This window comes from Marinobacter zhanjiangensis, assembly GCF_014651935.1.
Lineage (GTDB): Bacteria > Pseudomonadota > Gammaproteobacteria > Pseudomonadales > Oleiphilaceae > Marinobacter > Marinobacter zhanjiangensis.
Map to the genome: position 1 here is coordinate 710666 of NZ_BMXV01000001.1, position 16965 is coordinate 727630.

General features: G+C 62.4%; 16 protein-coding genes. 5 read left to right on the plus strand and 11 right to left on the minus strand.

All coding sequences use genetic code 11. The features are described from left to right. The first annotated feature begins 29 nt into the window (after positions 1–29). The 3 genes from IE079_RS03270 to IE079_RS03280 all read left to right on the plus strand — a co-directional run bounded on the left by IE079_RS03270 (position 30) and on the right by IE079_RS03280 (position 2339). Entirely contained in the window at positions 30–377 is a 348-nt protein-coding gene (locus IE079_RS03270; RefSeq protein WP_189572692.1) for a YdbL family probable chaperone protein, read from the plus strand. A 128-nt stretch (positions 378–505) separates the two neighbouring features. Beyond that, on the plus strand, positions 506–1036 hold the full coding sequence (locus IE079_RS03275) for an Mpo1 family 2-hydroxy fatty acid dioxygenase (protein WP_189572695.1): 531 nt from the start codon (positions 506–508) through the stop codon (positions 1034–1036). An 82-nt stretch (positions 1037–1118) separates the two neighbouring features. Continuing rightward, the gene (locus IE079_RS03280; RefSeq protein ID WP_189572698.1) at positions 1119–2339 is read left to right on the plus strand and encodes an MFS transporter; all 1221 of its coding nucleotides are present in this window, start codon (positions 1119–1121) and stop codon (positions 2337–2339) included. 10 nt (positions 2340–2349) lie between these two features. Here IE079_RS03280 and IE079_RS03285 read toward each other — a convergent pair whose 3' ends face one another. Continuing rightward, positions 2350–3489 carry a sensor domain-containing diguanylate cyclase gene (locus IE079_RS03285; RefSeq protein ID WP_189572701.1) on the minus strand — a complete coding sequence of 380 codons (1140 nt, stop codon included), beginning with the start codon at positions 3487–3489 and terminating at the stop codon, positions 2350–2352. A 341-nt stretch (positions 3490–3830) separates the two neighbouring features. Here IE079_RS03285 and IE079_RS03290 point away from each other — a divergent pair, with 341 nt between their 5' ends. Next, entirely contained in the window at positions 3831–4148 is a 318-nt protein-coding gene (locus IE079_RS03290; RefSeq protein WP_189572704.1) for a hypothetical protein, read from the plus strand. 56 nt (positions 4149–4204) lie between these two features. Here the strand turns inward: IE079_RS03290 and IE079_RS03295 are convergent, their stop codons facing one another. The 10 genes from IE079_RS03295 to IE079_RS03340 form a co-directional block, all read right to left on the minus strand. Then, positions 4205–5242: a cyclase family protein gene (locus IE079_RS03295; protein WP_189572707.1), complete on the minus strand. Its 1038-nt coding sequence runs from the start codon at positions 5240–5242 to the stop codon at positions 4205–4207. Positions 5243–5354: 112 nt separating this feature from the next. Next, on the minus strand, positions 5355–6485 hold the full coding sequence (locus IE079_RS03300) for a zinc-dependent alcohol dehydrogenase family protein (RefSeq protein ID WP_189572710.1): 1131 nt from the start codon (positions 6483–6485) through the stop codon (positions 5355–5357). A 30-nt stretch (positions 6486–6515) separates the two neighbouring features. Next, a complete protein-coding gene (locus tag IE079_RS03305) occupies positions 6516–7202 on the minus strand; it encodes an ATP-binding cassette domain-containing protein (RefSeq protein ID WP_189572713.1) in 687 nt (228 codons plus the stop codon). A gap of 1 nt (position 7203) precedes the next feature. Next, positions 7204–7980 (minus strand): ABC transporter ATP-binding protein, encoded by a 777-nt coding sequence (locus IE079_RS03310; protein WP_189572716.1) that lies wholly within the window; start codon positions 7978–7980, stop codon positions 7204–7206. Continuing rightward, the gene (locus tag IE079_RS03315; RefSeq protein ID WP_189572719.1) at positions 7977–8918 is read right to left on the minus strand and encodes a branched-chain amino acid ABC transporter permease; all 942 of its coding nucleotides are present in this window, start codon (positions 8916–8918) and stop codon (positions 7977–7979) included. The genes IE079_RS03310 and IE079_RS03315 overlap by 4 nt, the downstream gene beginning before the upstream one ends. Continuing rightward, positions 8918–9817, minus strand: coding sequence for a branched-chain amino acid ABC transporter permease (locus tag IE079_RS03320; protein ID WP_189572722.1), 900 nt, complete (start codon positions 9815–9817; stop codon positions 8918–8920). Before IE079_RS03320 ends, IE079_RS03315 begins: the two co-directional genes overlap by 1 nt. A gap of 103 nt (positions 9818–9920) precedes the next feature. After that, positions 9921–11228, minus strand: a complete 1308-nt coding sequence (locus tag IE079_RS03325) for an ABC transporter substrate-binding protein (RefSeq protein ID WP_189572725.1) — start codon at positions 11226–11228, stop codon at positions 9921–9923. A gap of 63 nt (positions 11229–11291) precedes the next feature. Beyond that, positions 11292–12674 carry an ABC transporter substrate-binding protein gene (locus IE079_RS03330; protein ID WP_227712277.1) on the minus strand — a complete coding sequence of 461 codons (1383 nt, stop codon included), beginning with the start codon at positions 12672–12674 and terminating at the stop codon, positions 11292–11294. A 187-nt stretch (positions 12675–12861) separates the two neighbouring features. Then, positions 12862–14217 carry a sigma-54-dependent transcriptional regulator gene (locus IE079_RS03335; protein WP_189572728.1) on the minus strand — a complete coding sequence of 452 codons (1356 nt, stop codon included), beginning with the start codon at positions 14215–14217 and terminating at the stop codon, positions 12862–12864. Continuing rightward, positions 14192–15952, minus strand: coding sequence for a sensor histidine kinase (locus IE079_RS03340; protein ID WP_189572731.1), 1761 nt, complete (start codon positions 15950–15952; stop codon positions 14192–14194). The genes IE079_RS03335 and IE079_RS03340 overlap by 26 nt, the downstream gene beginning before the upstream one ends. A 74-nt stretch (positions 15953–16026) precedes the next feature. Between IE079_RS03340 and IE079_RS03345 the strand changes: the two genes are divergently transcribed. Continuing rightward, positions 16027–16830 carry an IclR family transcriptional regulator gene (locus tag IE079_RS03345; RefSeq protein ID WP_189572734.1) on the plus strand — a complete coding sequence of 268 codons (804 nt, stop codon included), beginning with the start codon at positions 16027–16029 and terminating at the stop codon, positions 16828–16830. Positions 16831–16965 lie beyond the last annotated feature (135 nt).

Genomic DNA, 16965 nt, shown 5'->3' on the forward strand with positions numbered 1-16965 from the left:
GCCTGATACGCACGGTTTCAAGGAGCTGCATGATGACACTGCTTAAATACGCGACTGCATTGCTGATGGCCATGGCGCTGGCATTACCGGCCATGGCCCTGTCCCTGGACGAGGCCAAGAGCCAGCTGGACACCGCCAAGAGTGAGGGCCAGGTGGGGGAAATGCCCACTGGCTATCTGGGCGTGGTATCGGCCGGTGGCAACGCGAAGGCCATCGTCGATGCGATCAACCAGGCCCGGCGTGATGAATACGCCCGCATCGCCGATAAACACGACATTCCTGTCACCCAGGTGGAAGCCGTTGCTGGCAAGAAGGCCATGGAGAAGACGCCCCCGGGCCAGTACATCCAGGTGAATGATCGCTGGGTGCGTAAGTAGCAGGCCAGCAAATTACCCGGGCGGGGCACTGGCAAACCTCTGGCATTTATTCCTGTAGGCAGCTATCTTCACAGATGGTCGTGCCCGTCGGAACCTGTCTGGCGGGCCTGCTGATCAGGAGTAACCTCATGAAAACAATAACCGACCAGCTGGCCAACTACGCCAGCTACCATCGTGACCGTCGCAATATCATTACTCACTTCATCGGCATCCCGATGATCGTGGTGGCCATTGCCATCCTGCTGTCCCGCCCGGGCTTCCAGGTGGCGGGAATCACCATGGCCCCCATATGGTTTATCGCTCTGGCCAGTGTTATCTACTACCTGGTGCTCGACCTGCGCTTTGGCCTGGTCATGGCTGTGCTCATGGCGCTGGCTGTCTGGGTCGGCATGGAGGTGGCCGCACTCTCCACGACCGCCTGGCTGGCCTGGGGTATCGGTCTTTTCGTGGTGGGCTGGGTGGCACAGTTCATCGGCCATTACTACGAGGGCCGCAAACCCGCCTTCGTGGACGATATTGTCGGGTTGTTGATTGGCCCATTGTTTGTGGTGGCAGAGGCAGCCTTCGGGTTCGGGCTCTGCAAGTCTTTGCAGCAGGAAGTTGACCGCCGTGCCGGCCCGGTGCATGGCGGCCACGACGGCTCTGCCGCCAGCCATTAGTGTCCCGCAGTTAGCGATAATGCTCGGACCCCACCGCAGGTGCTGGTGGGGCTGACGATGACCATTTGTATTGGAAGTAATGATGTCTTCAACTCAAGAACGGCCCAACCTGCTGATTATGGTGACCTGTGGCCTGCTCACCAGCCTGGTGGTTATTGCCTTTGCCCGCATGGCCTATGGCCTGATTCTGCCCCCCATGCGCGCCGACCTGGGGCTGAGCTACCAGCAGGCGGGGGTTCTCGGCACCATTACCGCCCTCGGCTACCTTGGTTTCGTGCTGGCCGGGGGCATCGCCGCCGCGCGTTTCGGGGCCCGCATAACCATCGTGTTCGGGCTGGTGTCGGTGGCCCTCGGGTTTGCCGGTCTGACCATGGCCTCCCACTATTGGCTGTTGTTGGCGCTGATGGCGCTGCTGGGCTTCGGTACCGCCTTCAGCTTTGCGCCCATGGTCTCGTTGCTGGCCACATGGTACCCGGAAAAGCGGGGCCTGGTCATTGGTCTGATGACCAGCGGTGTGGGGCTGGGGGTGCTGCTGGTGGGCGCACTGGTGCCGTGGATGACCAGCCTGTTCGGTGATGATGGTTGGCGGGTCAGCTGGGGCATCTTCTGTGTCGTGGCGGTGGTGGTGGCGGTACTGATCACTGTCTTTGCCAAGGACCCGCCCCGGCTGGCCACCGGCGCGCACGAGTCGCCGCCGTCCGATGACAAATGGCTGATCTACCGGAACGGACGGGTGGTAACCGTAGCCACGGTGTACGCCATCATCGGGGTAACCTACATCGTGCAGGCCATCTTCATGGTCAGCTTCATGGTGGAAGAAGGCCACAGCGAGACCACCGCCGGGGCCTTCATGGCCATGATGGGCCTGCTCTCCATAGCGGCGGGTCCCCTCTGGGGCTGGTTGTCGGATCACTGGGGGCGGGGCAATTCACTGGCCAGTGCCATGGGCCTGGTCACCCTGGCTATGGGGCTGCCCCTGCTGGATCAGTCGTTGCTGCTGTTTTTCCTGCATTTCCTGATCATGGGCCTGTCGGTGAACGGCATGTTCGCCCTGATCCAGGCCAGCGCCACGGATCAGGTGGCGCCCCGGTATATCCCTATCGCCTTCAGTTTCGTGACCGTATTCTTCGCGACAGGTCAGTTGATCGGGCCGGCGGTGGCGGGCTGGCTGATCGAGATGGGCGGCGGTTTCCGGGTGGCTTTCGGTTTTACTTTTGTAGTGCTGCTTGCCGGTGCCTACCTGACCCTGAGAATTCGCCGCTTTCCCAGGGGGTGGGCCGTGGGGGAGTCAAAGGCGGACTAACCGCTTTCGGTCAGGCCTTCTGCGCCTGATCCGTCGAGGGCGCCTGGCTGCAGACCCGATTGCGACCTGACTCCTTGGCTCGGTAAAGCGCCTGATCGGCCTGACGGATCAGGTCGTGTGGCAGTACCTCACGAGAGCTGCATGCGACCCCGGCCGACAGGGTGACTGTGAGGTTAATCCCCTCTATTGTCATCGTTGTTTCCTCGAACATGCGCCGGTATTCCTCGGCGCGAGCTACTGCGGCTTCCAGACCGGTGCCCGGCAATACCACCAGGAATTCCTCGCCGCCGAAACGGCACACGATGTCGCTGGCCCGGGACAGGGAGGTCAGGATCGCGGCCAGCTGGTTGATTACATAGTCGCCAGCGCTGTGACCGTATTCATCGTTCACCTTCTTGAAGTGGTCCAGGTCGATAAGCACCAGGCTGAGGGGCTCCCCCTGTCGCAGGCAACGGGCCATCTCCCGGTGCAGGCTGTCATCCAGGTACCGGCGGTTGTAGAGGCCGGTCAGTGGGTCGCGGTTGGCCTGTTCCTGCAGCTGCTCCTGCAGCAGGCGGTTTTCCTCGATTTGCTGTTTGAGTTCCTTCTCGATCAACTGCTGTTGCTTGCGTGACTGATGAAGGACCTCATTCCGGGTGAAGGCAATATAACTCACCAGCAGCAGGTGAAAGGAAATGCCTGAAATGGCCAGCGTGGTGGTAATCCAGTGAGTGTCGGGCATGAATCGCAAACCGGCGAACAGGCTGCCGGTCACTATCCCCGCTGCGAGCCCGGCCAAAGCCTGCATTAATCCCTGTGGGCCCCGAAAGACCATCAGATTGACGGCGATACTGATGCTGAGTATGAAGGCAATCCATACCGGGTAGCCGAGCCCCGAGATCCACATTCCGAATATCACGGAGTCGATGATCAGATTGTTGAATTCTGAATACATCGAATTGACCGACTTGCGCGCCCGCAGATAGGCAAGCTGGGGCCACAGCAGGAAGCTGAAGGCCAGCGCCGGATAGAGCCAGGGCGAGAGCTCCGTGAAAAATACATGGGTTGCCAGGATCAGGAAAGCCACCGCGAAGGACTGGCTCCGGATACGGCGGTTCATATGGACAACCCAATGGGGCTGGAGGTGGTGGGAAATCTGCTTGGCGGACATGAGTAATACAGCCTGTTTCCACTACAATCCGGGGGTGGCACCGGATTCCCCTGGTGTAGGAGATCTGGTGCTCCAGTATAGGCAGATATAATGGATTTATGATAAATCTTCTGGAAAAATGATGTTAAATCGCGGCCAATCCTCAGGCTCCCCGGTGTTCTGACCCGGTGCTTCGGTAGTGAGAGCGAACAGGCCGCCGGCGGACTGCTTGTCTGATCGGTAATTCTACGGGCTTTATAAACCGCCTGTCCGGTGCCATATACACTAGTGGATACGGCCCGGGTGCTGGTGATCTGTTTTGCCAGAGCCCGGGCTCACTCTGAACTCAGTAAGGAGGAGCCATGAACAAGTCACTGTCCGCCGCAATAACCACCATGCTGCTGATCACGTCTTCAGCCTGGGCCACGCCACAGGGTCAGGCCGTCCGGCCCATGGGCGGCAACATGCCGGATCCGTCGCCAACCGAGCAGGCTGACCAAATGAGGGAACGTCACCAGGACGGCCAGTACGGTAACGAAGACATGAAAAAACAGGGAGAGCAGATGAGGGATCAGCACAGCCAGGGAAAGAAGGATCCTCACGGTGATGAACGCTGGAAGGATGAGGACGACCAGAATGGGGAGGGAAAGGAACGCGGAAGTCAGGGGCAGAATGACTGACTTCCGTCTGATCCGGATTGCCCCGGCCCGGAGGCCAGGGCGAGGTAGCCGTTATGCTACTTGATGGCGACCGGGTTCACTGGTGAACCGGTTCCCTGTTCCATCTTCAGCGGCGCCGCCACCAGCATGAAGCTGTACTGACCGTCTTCGGCGCTGTCTGCCGCCAGATCATCCAGCCACCAGATTTCCGACAGCACCACACCCATGTCCCGCATCAGGGCGCCGTGCAGCGGTATGATGTACTGCTGGCCGTCGATTTCCTGCACCACCTTTTCCACGGCGATGTTGTCGGTGGCAATCATCGGCGTTTCCATGCGGTCCAGCCAGCTCAGCAGCTCCTGGCTGTGGCACAGGCCGGGCTCGTTCATGGCATTCCACTGCTCGTCGGGCTCCTCCTCCCAGAACCGGGCAATGGAGCCGGTGCGGATCACCAGGATGTCGCGCTTGTTGATGGTGGTGCCCTGAGCTTCGGCGGTTGCCTCCAGATCCTCCAGGTTGATGCAGGTATTGGTGGGCAGCCGGTGCAGGTCGTCGCTGCCCATATGCCGGCCCACGTCCAGCAGCACCGCACGTCCAACAATGCCCTTCTCGCCGATCTCGCCCACATCCGCATGGCTATGGCCGTGTACCGAGGTTGCCTCGCTCTTGCCGCCATAGATCTGGTCGCCGTACCAGGCGTGGGCCAGACCGTCCACGTGGGTGGTGCCCTGCAGGTACATGAAGGCCACGTCATCGGAGTACTTCATGCCGCCTGGTGCGGGTTCGGCCTTGCCGGCCATGTAGACACCGGCATCGGTGGCCATGAAGTGCTGGGTTGGCACCCGCCCCGGGAATACCGGGCCGGAGCCGGAGGTCATGGGGATCTGCAGGGTGAAGGTCTTGCCACTCTGGATGGCTGCGGCACCCTCTTTTACCTGCGTTTGCCCAAGGTAGTTGAGGGCGCCGACCTGATCGTCGTCACCCCATTTGCCCCAGTTGGTGGGAGCATCGTTCTGCAGCTTGTCCATGGGGGTCTGCTGGGCCACTGCGACGGTGGACAGACCCGCGATCAGGCTGCCTGTGCACAGGGCCAGGATGGAAGGTTTGAAGGGCATGGTGTTTCTCCTTGTTGCCTTGATTGTTGTTGTGATGGCCCACCGGCGATGCCGGTGGGGTGTTGCAAGGGAGAAGAAATCTGATCTGAGTGTAGTTGGTATCTACGGATTTTCAGTCAAACAGAATCACCTGACGCACGGCCTTGCCAGCCGCCAGTTTCTCGAAGCCTTCGTTGATCTGGTCCAGGGTCAGGGTGTCTGTCAGTAACTTGTCCACGGGCAGCTTGCCCTGGCGGAACAGGCTGACATACCGGGCCACGTCCCTGACCGGTACACAACTGCCCACATAGCTGCCCTTGAGGGTGCGCTCCTCCGCCACCAGGCTGACCTGCTGGATGGCCACCTTTTTCTCCGGGTGCGCCAGACCGCCGGTGACCGTGGTGCCGCCGCGGCGGGTGATCTGGTAGGCAAATTCCAGAGCCTTTTCGGAGCCGGCCATTTCAATGGCGCAGTTGACCCCGCCATTGGTCAGTGCCTTGATCCTGTCAACGCAGCCTTCCTCACCGGAATTGAAGGTGTGGGTGGCACCCAGTTCCTTTGCCAGGGCCAGCTTGCTGTCGTCCAGGTCAATAGCAATAACCTCACCGGCGCCGGCCACCAGGGCGCCCAGCACACTGTTGAGGCCGACCCCGCCCAGGCCCACGACCGCCACCGTCTGGCCGGCCTTGATGTCGGCGGAGTTGATGGAGGCACCAACGCCGGTCAGCACCGCGCAGCCGAACAGGGCCGCGTGATGTAACGGCAGTTCCGGATCCACCTTCACCAGGGAGTCGCGGGCTACGACGGCGTGGTCGGCAAAGGCGGATACACCCAGGTGGTGGTTGATGGCCGTGCCGTCGGCCCGGTGCAGCCGGTGTTCACCGCTGACCAGGGAGCCGGCGTTGTTGGCTTTGGCCGCGGGTTCGCACAGGGCCGGGCGGCCCTCGGCGCAGGGCTCGCAGTGGCCGCAGCTGGGTACGAATACCGCTACTACGTGGTCACCGGGCTGCAGGTCGCGGACGCCATTGCCCACCTCCTTCACGATACCGGCGGCTTCGTGACCCAGCGCCATGGGTACCGGGCGCGGGCGATTGCCGTCGATCACTGACAGGTCAGAGTGGCACAGGCCGGCGGCCCTGATTTCCACCAATACTTCGTTATCCCCTGGCGGGTCCAGCTCCAGTTCCTCGATCACCAGTGGTCTGGTTTCGTCGAAGGGGCGCTCTGCCCCGATGGCCTGTAATACGGCAGCTCGGACTTTCATGGTTGCTCTCCTTGTTCGGGGTGCTCAATCTCAATAATCGGTCAGACCCGACGATTCTGAACGATCCCGGCGCCCCTGTGAAACTTCTCCCCGCTCGATGCGCCAGGTGGCATCCACCAGGTCGGCGGAGTGGCTGTCATCGGATTCTCCAATCAGCACTGTCAGGCCTTCGCCGCGCAGATCGGCAATGACCGACGACAGGCGCTTGGCCAGCACCGGTGCCACACCTTCGAAGGGCTCGTCCAGCAGGATCATCTCACGACCGGGAATCAGCGCCCGGCCCAACGCCACCAGCTTCTGCTGGCCTCCGGACAATTGCAGCGCCTTGCGTTTGCCGAAGTCGGCAATTTCCGGCATGAGTTCATACACCCACTTCAGGCGTTGTTCGCCATCACGGATGTTGTTGGCCCAGGCGGGCATCAGCATGTTTTCGGTCACTGTCAGCTCCGGAATCAGGCGCCGGTCCTCCGGCATGTAGCTGATGCGCATCCCGGCCCGGCTCCAGGCTGGCTTGTGGGTGATGTCCCGGCCCTTGAAACTGATGGTGCCACGATCTGCCGGCAGCAGACCCATGATGGCCCGGATCAGGGTGGTTTTGCCGGCGCCGTTGTGGCCGATCAGGCCGGACATTTCGCCGGTGGCAATGGTCAGGTTCACATCCCTGAGGATGCTGATGCCTTCAATCGAGACATCCAGGTTGGTAATTTCCAGGCTCATGTCAGGCATCTCCCTCTTTCTCTGGTGTCCTGTGGTGCTTGCCGGTGACCAGCTCCTGCACTTTGGCATCGGCCAGCACCTCGTCCACCGGACCATCCTTGATCACCTCGCCACTGGCGAACGCCAGAATCCGGCTTACGTAACGCTGGACGATCTCCATATCGTGTTCCACGAAGAGTACGGTCAGGCCACGCTGGCGCACCGCCTCCATTACCGTGTCCATGAGGGTGTACTTTTCCTCCATGCTGACACCGCTGGTAGGCTCGTCCAGTAGCAGCATGCGTGGGTTGCCCAGCATGGCAATGGCGATGTCCAGCAGCTTGCGGGCGCCCTGGGGCATGGCGGTGACCATCTCGTCCCGGTAGTGGTTGATGTTCATCTGTTCCAGAATCTCGTCGGCAGCCTTGATGCGTTCCGGCGTTCGCACCGGGCGGATCATCTGGAACTGCCGATGCTCGGCGGCAGAGAGGGCGATGGCCAGGTTGTCGATCACCGGCAGCTCCAGAAACAGTTGGGGAATCTGGAACGACCGGGCCAGACCCTTGCGCATCAGCTTGCGGGGTCCCATTCCCTTGATCGGTGACCCATCGAAGGCAATGGTGCCCTGGGAGGGGGGCAGGTAGCCGGTCACCATGTTGATAAAGGTGGTCTTGCCGGCGCCGTTGGCGCCGATAACGCCGACGATCTCCCCTTCGGAGATGGTCACGTTGATGTCTTCTGCCGCTGTCACCGCGCCAAAGTAGCGGGACAGCCCCTCGGTTCTGAGTATCTCGGTCATGAGGCGGCCCCTTTCTTGCGGGTGAACAGACTCCAGATGCCTTTAGGCAGGAACAGGATGATCAGTAGCAGGACGATACCGAGGATCATCTGCCAGGCATTGGGGGCCAGTTCCACAGCGTAGGTACGCACCAGGGTGAAGATCAGTGCGGCAATGAACGGCGCCGCCACATGGCCGGTACCACCGAGGATGGCGATGAACACGAACTCCCCGGATATGGTCCAGTAGGCCATGGTCGGGTCCACGTGACCGGCGGCGAGGGCGGTCATGGATCCACCTACGGAGCCCACGGCGGCGGCCAGTACATAGTTGATGTACAGCACCTTGCGATGGGATATGCCCATGTATTCCACCCGCACCTCGTTTTCACGGATAGCCTCACAGGCCAGGCCGATGCTGGATTTGAAGTAGCGGTTGAGGAACAGGGCAATGGCCAGGGCCAGCACGAGCGCCAGCATCAGGGCCGTGGTGGTGGCCTGGCCGTCTCCCGGCGTGAACCCCAGCAGGGTCCAGTCGACGACGCCAAAGCCGTCGGTACTGCCCAGGCCATGACTCTTGACCAGAATGCCGTACAAAATCATGGAAAAGGCCAGCGACAGCATGGCGAAGAAGATTTCCCGGTAGCGGGTCATCAGCAGTCCCAGGATCATGGCGACTACCGTGGTGACCACCACCCCGAGGCCTACCAGTACCAGCGCATCGGTGATGCCCAGAAAACGCCCGCCCAGGCCGACGGCATAGCCGCCCAGGCAGTAGAACAGGCCCTGGCCGAAGGATACCAGCCCGGCCCGCATCAGCATGACCACACCCATTACCACCAGTGCGGTGGAAATGGCCAGGGTCAGGGTGAATACCAGCCAGTTGGGACTGAACTGGGCAAGAATCGCGATGGCGATGGCAACGCCGATCAGAGACAGTTCGGTTCTTTCCAGCTTCATCAGATTTTCCTCGCAGCGGCCAGGCCAAACAGGCCATGGGGACGGAACACCAGCACTGTGGCCATGACCGCGTAGATGATGAACAACTCCAGCTCGGGCATGGTATGAATCGATGTGGCCCGGGCCAGTCCCACAATCACGGCCCCCACAGCGGCACCGGTGATGCTGCCCAGGCCACCGGTGACCACCACCGCAAAGGCCAGCACGATGACTTCAACGCCGATACCCGGCACCACGGATATGATCGGTGCAGTGACGCCACCGGCAATGGCCCCGAGAGTGGCCCCGATCATGAAGGTGATGGTGAACATGCGGCGCACGTTCACGCCCATGGCCTCGGATACTTCCCGGTCATGGATGATGGAACGCAGGATCTTGCCCATATTGGTGCGCTCCAGCCAGAACCACAGGCCCAGGCCAATGACCACCGACAATGCCATGACCAGCAGGTCGTATTGGGACACCGTCAATACATCGATATTGAACCGGCCCATGGCAGCGTAGGGCTGCCAGGCAAAGTAGGGCGTGGTGCCCCAGACCAGTTTCATCACATCCTCAAGGATCAGCAGCACCGCAAAGGTGATAATCAGCATCAGAATCTCGTCGCGGCCGTACATCAGCCGCAGCAGGCCGCGCTCGATGATCAGGCCGCTGATGGCGCCGATCAGTATCGCCGAGACCGCAATAATGGCGAACGCTATCCATAGCTGGTCACCGCCCTGGGCGTAGTACCAGCCAAGGGCCGAAGCGGCCGCATAGGCACCCAGGGCATAGAGGCTGCCGTGGGCCATGTTCAGAATTCTCATCACGCCGTAGATGACGGTAAGCCCCGCCGCTACCAGGAACAGCCACGAGGCGTAGATGAACCCGTCAATCAGGATCGCCCAGACCGTTAACATCGGTTACTTCTCCCATGATGGAACGCGCCGGTGGCCTGGGAGCCTGCGCGGCATTACCACGCAGACTCCCAGGGGCTCACCGGCGGTCAGGCAGGTGAATGGATCAGTCGCAGTCGACGCCGGGGAAACCTTCCTTGATCCATTGCTGGGCGTTGTAGCCGTCCGGGGCAGATACGCACTCGCCCGGATAGGAGCGGACGTTACGCAGTTCCGCCTCGCCATCCTCGTAGTGGTACTCGCCGTAGTACATCGGCTGAACCGCCTGGTGACCATTCGCCAGATCCATTCGGACCGTACCGGAAACGGACGGGAACTCGGCGCCCTTGAGGGTGGCGGCCAGTTGTTCAGAACTTGGCACGCCTTCGGCACCGGAATTATCGGCAGCGTACTTCAGCGCGAGGATGGCCTGGGCGGCCTTGGAGGCGGGGTAGCTTGGTGGTGTGCCATGCTCGGCCTCATAGGCTTCGCGGAACCACTCACTCAGCTCGTTGTCCGGCATGAACGCACCGAAGGGCCCGCGTCCACCCAGGATGGTGCCGTTGGGGGCCTGTCCGTCAAACCGGTGCAGGCCGGACTCGCCGGTGGTCAGCAGTGCGTCGGCCTGGGCCAGCAGACCGCGGGCGTTGGCCTGGAGCACGAAGGACTCCATGTCACCGCCCCACATGGACGAGTGGATGATCTCCGGGCGCTCGGTTTGCAGCGCCGAGATCTCGGTACCGTAGCTGCCCTGGAAGATCTGAGGGGTCTGGTTGGCGATGATCTCCGCCTCGGGCATCAGCTGTTCCATGGCCAGCGTGAAGTCCTGCCAGGAATCCTGACCCCAGGCGTAGTTCTGCTGGATGCCGGCAATGCGCTCGGCGTCCGGACGGGTTTCCGCAAGGTAACGGGCCGCGCCGACGTTGTCGGCGACAGCATCCAGGCCGGTGCGGAACATGTATTGCGGGTCGTCAAGCTCGGCAAACAGGCGGGAGGTGCCGCAGTCAAAGGCGATGGTGAACATCTCCATTTCTTCCGCCACCGGGCCGATGGCCAGGCAGTCGCCGGAGGAAATGTAACCGATCACGGCATCCACGTTCTGCCGCTGAACCAGGTTGCGGTATTCCTCCACCTGCTTGGTGGGGCCGCCGGCCTCGTCCACCACCACGGACTCCAGCATCAGGCCGTTGACGCCCTTGCTGTCGTAGGGGGCGGGCAGAGTGCCCTCGTTAATGGCGTCGATCACGATTTCCGCACCCTGGGCTGCGGGTACGCCGAAGGGCCCGGAGGCGCCCCCGGACAGGAAGGTGACGAAGCCCACCTTGAAGGTGTCATCCTGGGCATTGGCGGCTCCGGCCAGGCCCATCACGCCGACGGACGCGAGGGCGACCGACAGCAGCGTTCTTTTCAGTAACCGGGGTTGTTGGGTTGTCATTGCGTGCTCCTTGGTTGTTGTTGTGCTCGGTTCGGATGCTGCACTGAGTGAAAACGGTGGCGCTTAGCCACCGGGGCTACCCCGTCGCTCCCGGATCAGGGCGACGGATGGTTTCAGGGATTCGGCATCGTAGACCCGCCAGTTACCCAGCAGGACGCTGGCAGGCGGAAAACGGTCGTTGGGCACCGGTGTGCCGATGGCCTGGGCCTGGACGATCTGGTGGGTGTCCGGATCAATATAGGACGTAAAGCCGTCGGGATCCTTGGGCAGACGGATTTCCAGACCCTCCAGTGCGGAAATCATGGCCCGGGTATCGGTGACATCACCGGCCTGGCGAATGGCACGGGCAATGGCCAGTACACCGGCATAGGCCCCCTGGGCGGAATAGCTGGGATAACGCCCGGACATGGCGTGGAAACGCGCCACGAAGGACCGGTTCAGTTCGGTATCCGGCCAGTTCACATGGTGCCGGGCAGACAGGATCAGCCCCGGGGGCGGGTTGTCGCCCAGGGCGACCAGGGTTTCGTAATCGCCCCCGGTATCGAAATTGGCCACCCGCATCTGTTCGAACAGCCGGGTGGTCCGGGCCTGTTCCAGGAAAGCGGTGAAGTCACCGCCCCACAGGGCCACCACCAGCACGTCCGGCGGGCTTTCCAGTAGCGACTGGATGTAGAGTGAATAGTCCGGTTCGTACAGGCGCGGCCAGTAGGTGCCGGTCTGCTCGAACTGCACGTCATGTTGTGCCAGTGCCTGTTTCAGGTCGCGCCAGGCCACCCGGCCGTATTCGTAGTCAGGCCCCAGGAATGCCAGTTTGCGCCAGCCGGTGCGGGCCTGCAGGTCCTTGAGATAGCGGGCGCCGGCGGCATGGGAAGTCCAGGTATCGCTGGACACGCGGAAGTAGTAGTCGTGACCCTCCTCCAGGGTGGCCCGGGAAGAGGCATGGTCGGTACCCACCATGATTACCTGTTGTTGCCGCGCCAGCCGGCTGACCGCCATGCCGACGCCAGAGCTGACCATGCCGCACAGGATATTGGCGTCGTCCTGGCTGATGAAGTCTTCGGCCATGCGCACCGCGAACGAGGCCTTCGAGCGGGAGTCGTCAACGATGACCCGCAGCCTGGGGGCGTCCGGGTCTTGCGCCAGCTCCTCGAGCGCCAGGCGAATGCCGACGATGCTGTCGCGGCCATAGCTGGCGGAACGCCCGGTCATGGGGTACATACAGGCAACCGTGGCATCGGCCTGTTGCGCCGGCGCGCCCAGTTCAACACGGCCAACCGGCGGTGCATCGGGCAGGGCATGCAGCAGGGGAACAACACAGACATAGAGCAGCAGGATGGACAGACGCCGCATCCAGCGGCGGGTCGCAGTGCTCGCTGTTACAGGCATGGCTTGTGGCTGGCGATGACGGTTCCGGGGTCCCCGCACGTCTGCCTCCCGATCCGGCAAGAGCCGGTATCCTGTGATGATTTGTTGTTATGTCTTTGCTGTAATCTGTAGCAAGCCGGGGGCCAACCAACCCCCTGTGCCCGGAACACTGCTGCTACGGGCGTGCATGGTGACGGTCCGGAATGACGAGAAGCCACTTCATGAGCGGATACCGCTCAAAAGGTGATCGATTGCGGGCGGTAACCGCTCAATGGGATCGGGTCAGGCCGAGTCGGTGCAGGCGACGCTTGAACGCGTGTCGGGACATCCCCAGTTGCTCTGCCGCCCGCCCCTTGTGACCCCCGGTCTGGTCCAGGGCCTGCTGAATCATCTCCCGCTCGGTTTCCTCCAGCTGTTCCTCAAGGGAGGCGTGTCTGGAGGGCTGACCGCCGGGGGTGGCGGGCTGGAACTCGGCGGGCAGTTGTGCGGGGCGGATGCGCTGGCCGGGGTGGAGAATGGTCAGCCGTTCCACCAGGTTGCGCAGTTCGCGCACGTTGCCCGGCCAGTGGTAGGCCACCAGGCGGTCGAGGGTTTCCGGCGGAACGCTGATGGGCCGGCAGCCTTCCTCCCGGGCCCGGGATTCGATGAACACGTCCAGCAGCTCCCGCAGATCCTCACCCCGTTCCCGCAGCGGCGGGATGACCAGCTCAATCACGTTGAGGCGGAAGAACAGGTCTTCCCGGAACCGGCCCGCGCGCACCTCTTCTTCCAGCGATCGGTTGGTGGCGGCCACCACCCGCACGTCGGCGGTATGGCTGGCAGTGCCACCCACTGGCCGGTAGTCGCCGTTTTCCAGGAAATGCAGGAACTTGGCCTGCAGTGACAGGGGCAGCTCGCCGATCTCGTCCAGGAACAGGGTGCCACCATGGGCCAGGCTCACCAGTCCGGCTCGTTTCTGGTGGGCACCGGTGTAGGCGCCTTTCTCGGCACCGAAGAGCTCGGCCTCGATCAGCTGCTCCGGCAGGGCGGCGCAGTTGATTTCCACAAAGGCATTGCCGGTGCGCGGGCTATGCTGGTGAATGGCCCTGGCCACCACCGCCTTGCCGGTACCGGACTCGCCCATCAGCAGGATGCGGCCGGTGCTGCTGGCGGCTACCCGCTGTACGGTTTCCCACAGGCTGTTCATGGCCTCGCTGGAGCCGACCAGGCCAGAGGCATTGGCGCTGCGGCTGCGGTGGTAGCTGAGTTCATCCCGCATCTGCCGGCGCTCGGTGACCGCGCCGATCAGGTGCAGCAGCTCGTCCAGGGCAAAGGGCTTGGTGAGGTAGTCGGTGGCACCGGCCTTGACCGCCTGCACCGCGGCACGGGTGTCGCCATGAGCGGAAATCATCACCACCGGCAGTTCGGGATACAGGCAAGCGGTTTCCGCCAGTACGTCCATGCCGCTCATACCGGGCAGGCGCAGGTCCAGCAGCATCAGGTCCGGGGTGTGCTCCGTGAGCAGGGTCAGGGCCTCCTCGCCGGTATGGGCGTTGAGGGTGCGGAAACCGGCCTCGCTCAGGGCAAAGCCCATGGAGCGGACAAAGCTTTTCTCGTCATCAACGATCAGGATCTGTGAGCGCATGGTGGTGAGGTTCTGGTGTTTGTTCTTGTGATATTGCGTTTTCACCAAGGTTATCACTGTTTGCCGCCGGAAGGGTGACCGATACCGTGGTGCCCTCGCCGCTGATGCTGTGAATATGCAGGTCGCCACCGTTGAGCTCGATCAGCTGGCGGGAAATGCTCAGGCCCAGGCCTGTGCCCTCCTGGCGGGTGGTAAAGAAGGGGTCGGTGACCTGCTGCAGGGTATCGGAATCCATGCCACAGCCGTTGTCGGTTATATCCACATGAATCCGGTCGCCGTTGCGGAAGGCCCGCAGATGAACCGCCCCGCCGGGTGCGCAGGCCTCGATGGCGTTGGCCAGCAGGTTGACCAGGCATTGTATGGTCTGGTCCGGGCTGGCGTAGACGGCCAGGCGGGAATCGCCAGTGGCGGACACGGTCACCTGGCGCTGGTCCGCCAGCCCGGAGGTGAGCACCGTGGCGTGGCGGAATACCCGACGGATCTCCACCCGCTGGGGCTCGCCGGGCACCGGCCGGCCATAGTCGAGCAGGTCGCCTACTACCCGGTTCAGGCGATCGATTTCCGTTTCCACCGACACCAGCAGGTCGCGGCGCTGGTGGTCGGGCTCGCCTTTTTCCAGTGCCTGCACGGTGAGTTTGATGGTGGCCAGGGGGTTGCGTACCTCGTGGGCCACGCCAGTGGCAAATTCCCCCAGCACGGCCATCTTTTCCGCCTGTACGGTGCGGCCAATCAGTTCCTGCAGGCGGTCGGCCATGGCGTTGAAGGCATGGGCCAGAACGTCGATCTCGTCCTTGTCGTTTTTGGGTGCCTGCAGGCGGAAGTTGAGGTCACCACTGGCCAGGGTCTCCGCGCCCTGAACCAGCCGCGTGACCCGGCGGCGCAGGCTGCGGGCCAGGGCCCAGAACAGCACCACCGTGCCCAGCGCCATCACTCCGGCCAGGGCGTAGAGCCCGAGCTGGGCGCTGCGCAGGGGGCTGAGGATATCGCCGGCGGCCACCTGGTAGTCGATGCGCCAGCCGGGCAGCACCTCCGGGCCGTTGCGCAGGTCCGCCGGTGCCGTATCCAGCCGGTTGCCGGTGGGCTCCAGTAACGTGCCGGCCGGGGTTCTGAGGTAGGGGCGCAGGACGCCGGCAAGGTTCTCGGTGCGCATCAGCTCGGTCAGCGACGCCAGCCGCACGTGCAGCGCGATTGAACCGGATATGGCCTGTTCCCCGGTATCCCGCAGGGGCTGGCGGATCAGCAGCCAGCCAGGTTCCGCACCGCTGCCAACCCGTGGGCCGATAATCTCGCTGTTGGCCACCATCACCAGGGGCAGGCCGTTGGTGCTCCAGCCCTGGCGGCCCCAGTAGGGTTTACCGGAGGCGGCCTGCCCGGGTATCACTTCGGTCAGTTCATTCTGTTCATTGAAGAACAGGATGCCGTACAGGTCCGGGGAGTCCGCCTCCACCCGCACCAGTTCCCGGATCCCCTCCGGCACGGCGTCGGTGTAGTTGAGATAGAGGGGCATGGAAGGGTGGGTGGACAGGGTTTCCAGCTGGTAGATGCGGTTCTCGATAAAATTGGTGAGCCGGTTGGCGGTACCGGCCACCTGGGCGTCCAGCCGCTCGCCGGCAAGACGCTCGGTGACCGAGTCTGCCACTGTGGCATACAGGCTGCTGAGTACCGCGACAGCGCCGACAATCAGAGTCAGCGAGAGCAGCGAGTATCTTCCTACCAGGCTGAAACGGGGTTTCATGAATGGTCTCATCGTTATTGTTATTGAAATACGATAAAATTTTTATACATGTCAAGAAATCTGAGGAATAGTCCATGTCCACCCCAGGAGGCACTCCGGTGCCATCCCGCAAGTCCTCCGGCGGCAGTACCACGCTCACCAAGGCCTGCACCCTGCTGCGTGCGGTGGCCACCGTTTTTCCCACTGGTGGCAGTCTGTCCCACATTGCCCGCGAGGTGGGGATGAACACCGCGACCGCCCATCGCCTGCTGACGGGACTGGCCGGCGAGGGGTTGCTCACCTTCGATCCCTATGCCAAGACCTATCATGTGGGGTTTGACCTGCTGCGCATGGCGGAGTCGGCCCAGGAGGTGGCGCCGGATCTCAAGTTGCGGCACGCCCTGCAGCCGGTACTGGGCCGCATCGCCATTCGTACTGAAGATTACACCTACCTGAGTATCCGTGCGAACCGCGACGCGGTCTGCATCGACGTGGCGGAGGGGACCTACCCGGTAACCGCCAACACCCTGGAGGCCGGGGCCCGCCGGCCGCTGGGCATTGGTGCCGCCGCCATGGCCCTGCTGGCAGCCTTGCCGGAGCAGGAGGCTCGGCGGATTCTGGAGCTCAATGCACCCCGTTATCCACGCTACTCGGGCATTACCCGTGATGAGGTGGAGCAGTGGCTGGACCAGGCCCGGGAACATGGTTATTCGGTGAACGAAGGTCGTATCGTGCCGGAGGTTTCCGCCGTCGGTCTTGCCTTCCGGGTGCCGGCCTCTGGCGAGCATGCCGCCATCAGCGTGGCCTCGGTGGCTTCCCGGATGAATCAGGAGCGGCGCCAGGAAGTGCTTGAAATCGTCCGTGAGGAAGTGCGGCACTGGACGCTACAAAGGGCGTGACCATGAGGAGATCTCTGGAGTTTTATCACTATGTGAGAATAATATTCAGCATGGTGGGAAAAATTTGACGGAGGATGGAGCAGGAGCTAATTTGTTCTGCGGGTCTGAAATGTGAACTATGTTTAAAAACGAACC

What these genes read in the sequence shown, in the direction of transcription:
- IE079_RS03270 (WP_189572692.1), top strand. Translation starts at nt 30, where the DNA reads ATGATGACACTGCTTAAATACGCGACTGCATTGCTGATGGCCATGGCG.
- IE079_RS03275 (WP_189572695.1), top strand. Translation starts at nt 506, where the DNA reads ATGAAAACAATAACCGACCAGCTGGCCAACTACGCCAGCTACCATCGT.
- IE079_RS03280 (WP_189572698.1), top strand. Translation starts at nt 1,119, where the DNA reads ATGTCTTCAACTCAAGAACGGCCCAACCTGCTGATTATGGTGACCTGT.
- IE079_RS03285 (WP_189572701.1), bottom strand. Translation starts at nt 3,489, where the DNA reads ATGTCCGCCAAGCAGATTTCCCACCACCTCCAGCCCCATTGGGTTGTC.
- IE079_RS03290 (WP_189572704.1), top strand. Translation starts at nt 3,831, where the DNA reads ATGAACAAGTCACTGTCCGCCGCAATAACCACCATGCTGCTGATCACG.
- IE079_RS03295 (WP_189572707.1), bottom strand. Translation starts at nt 5,242, where the DNA reads ATGCCCTTCAAACCTTCCATCCTGGCCCTGTGCACAGGCAGCCTGATC.
- IE079_RS03300 (WP_189572710.1), bottom strand. Translation starts at nt 6,485, where the DNA reads ATGAAAGTCCGAGCTGCCGTATTACAGGCCATCGGGGCAGAGCGCCCC.
- IE079_RS03305 (WP_189572713.1), bottom strand. Translation starts at nt 7,202, where the DNA reads ATGAGCCTGGAAATTACCAACCTGGATGTCTCGATTGAAGGCATCAGC.
- IE079_RS03310 (WP_189572716.1), bottom strand. Translation starts at nt 7,980, where the DNA reads ATGACCGAGATACTCAGAACCGAGGGGCTGTCCCGCTACTTTGGCGCG.
- IE079_RS03315 (WP_189572719.1), bottom strand. Translation starts at nt 8,918, where the DNA reads ATGAAGCTGGAAAGAACCGAACTGTCTCTGATCGGCGTTGCCATCGCC.
- IE079_RS03320 (WP_189572722.1), bottom strand. Translation starts at nt 9,817, where the DNA reads ATGTTAACGGTCTGGGCGATCCTGATTGACGGGTTCATCTACGCCTCG.
- IE079_RS03325 (WP_189572725.1), bottom strand. Translation starts at nt 11,228, where the DNA reads ATGACAACCCAACAACCCCGGTTACTGAAAAGAACGCTGCTGTCGGTC.
- IE079_RS03335 (WP_189572728.1), bottom strand. Translation starts at nt 14,217, where the DNA reads ATGCGCTCACAGATCCTGATCGTTGATGACGAGAAAAGCTTTGTCCGC.
- IE079_RS03340 (WP_189572731.1), bottom strand. Translation starts at nt 15,952, where the DNA reads ATGAAACCCCGTTTCAGCCTGGTAGGAAGATACTCGCTGCTCTCGCTG.
- IE079_RS03345 (WP_189572734.1), top strand. Translation starts at nt 16,027, where the DNA reads ATGTCCACCCCAGGAGGCACTCCGGTGCCATCCCGCAAGTCCTCCGGC.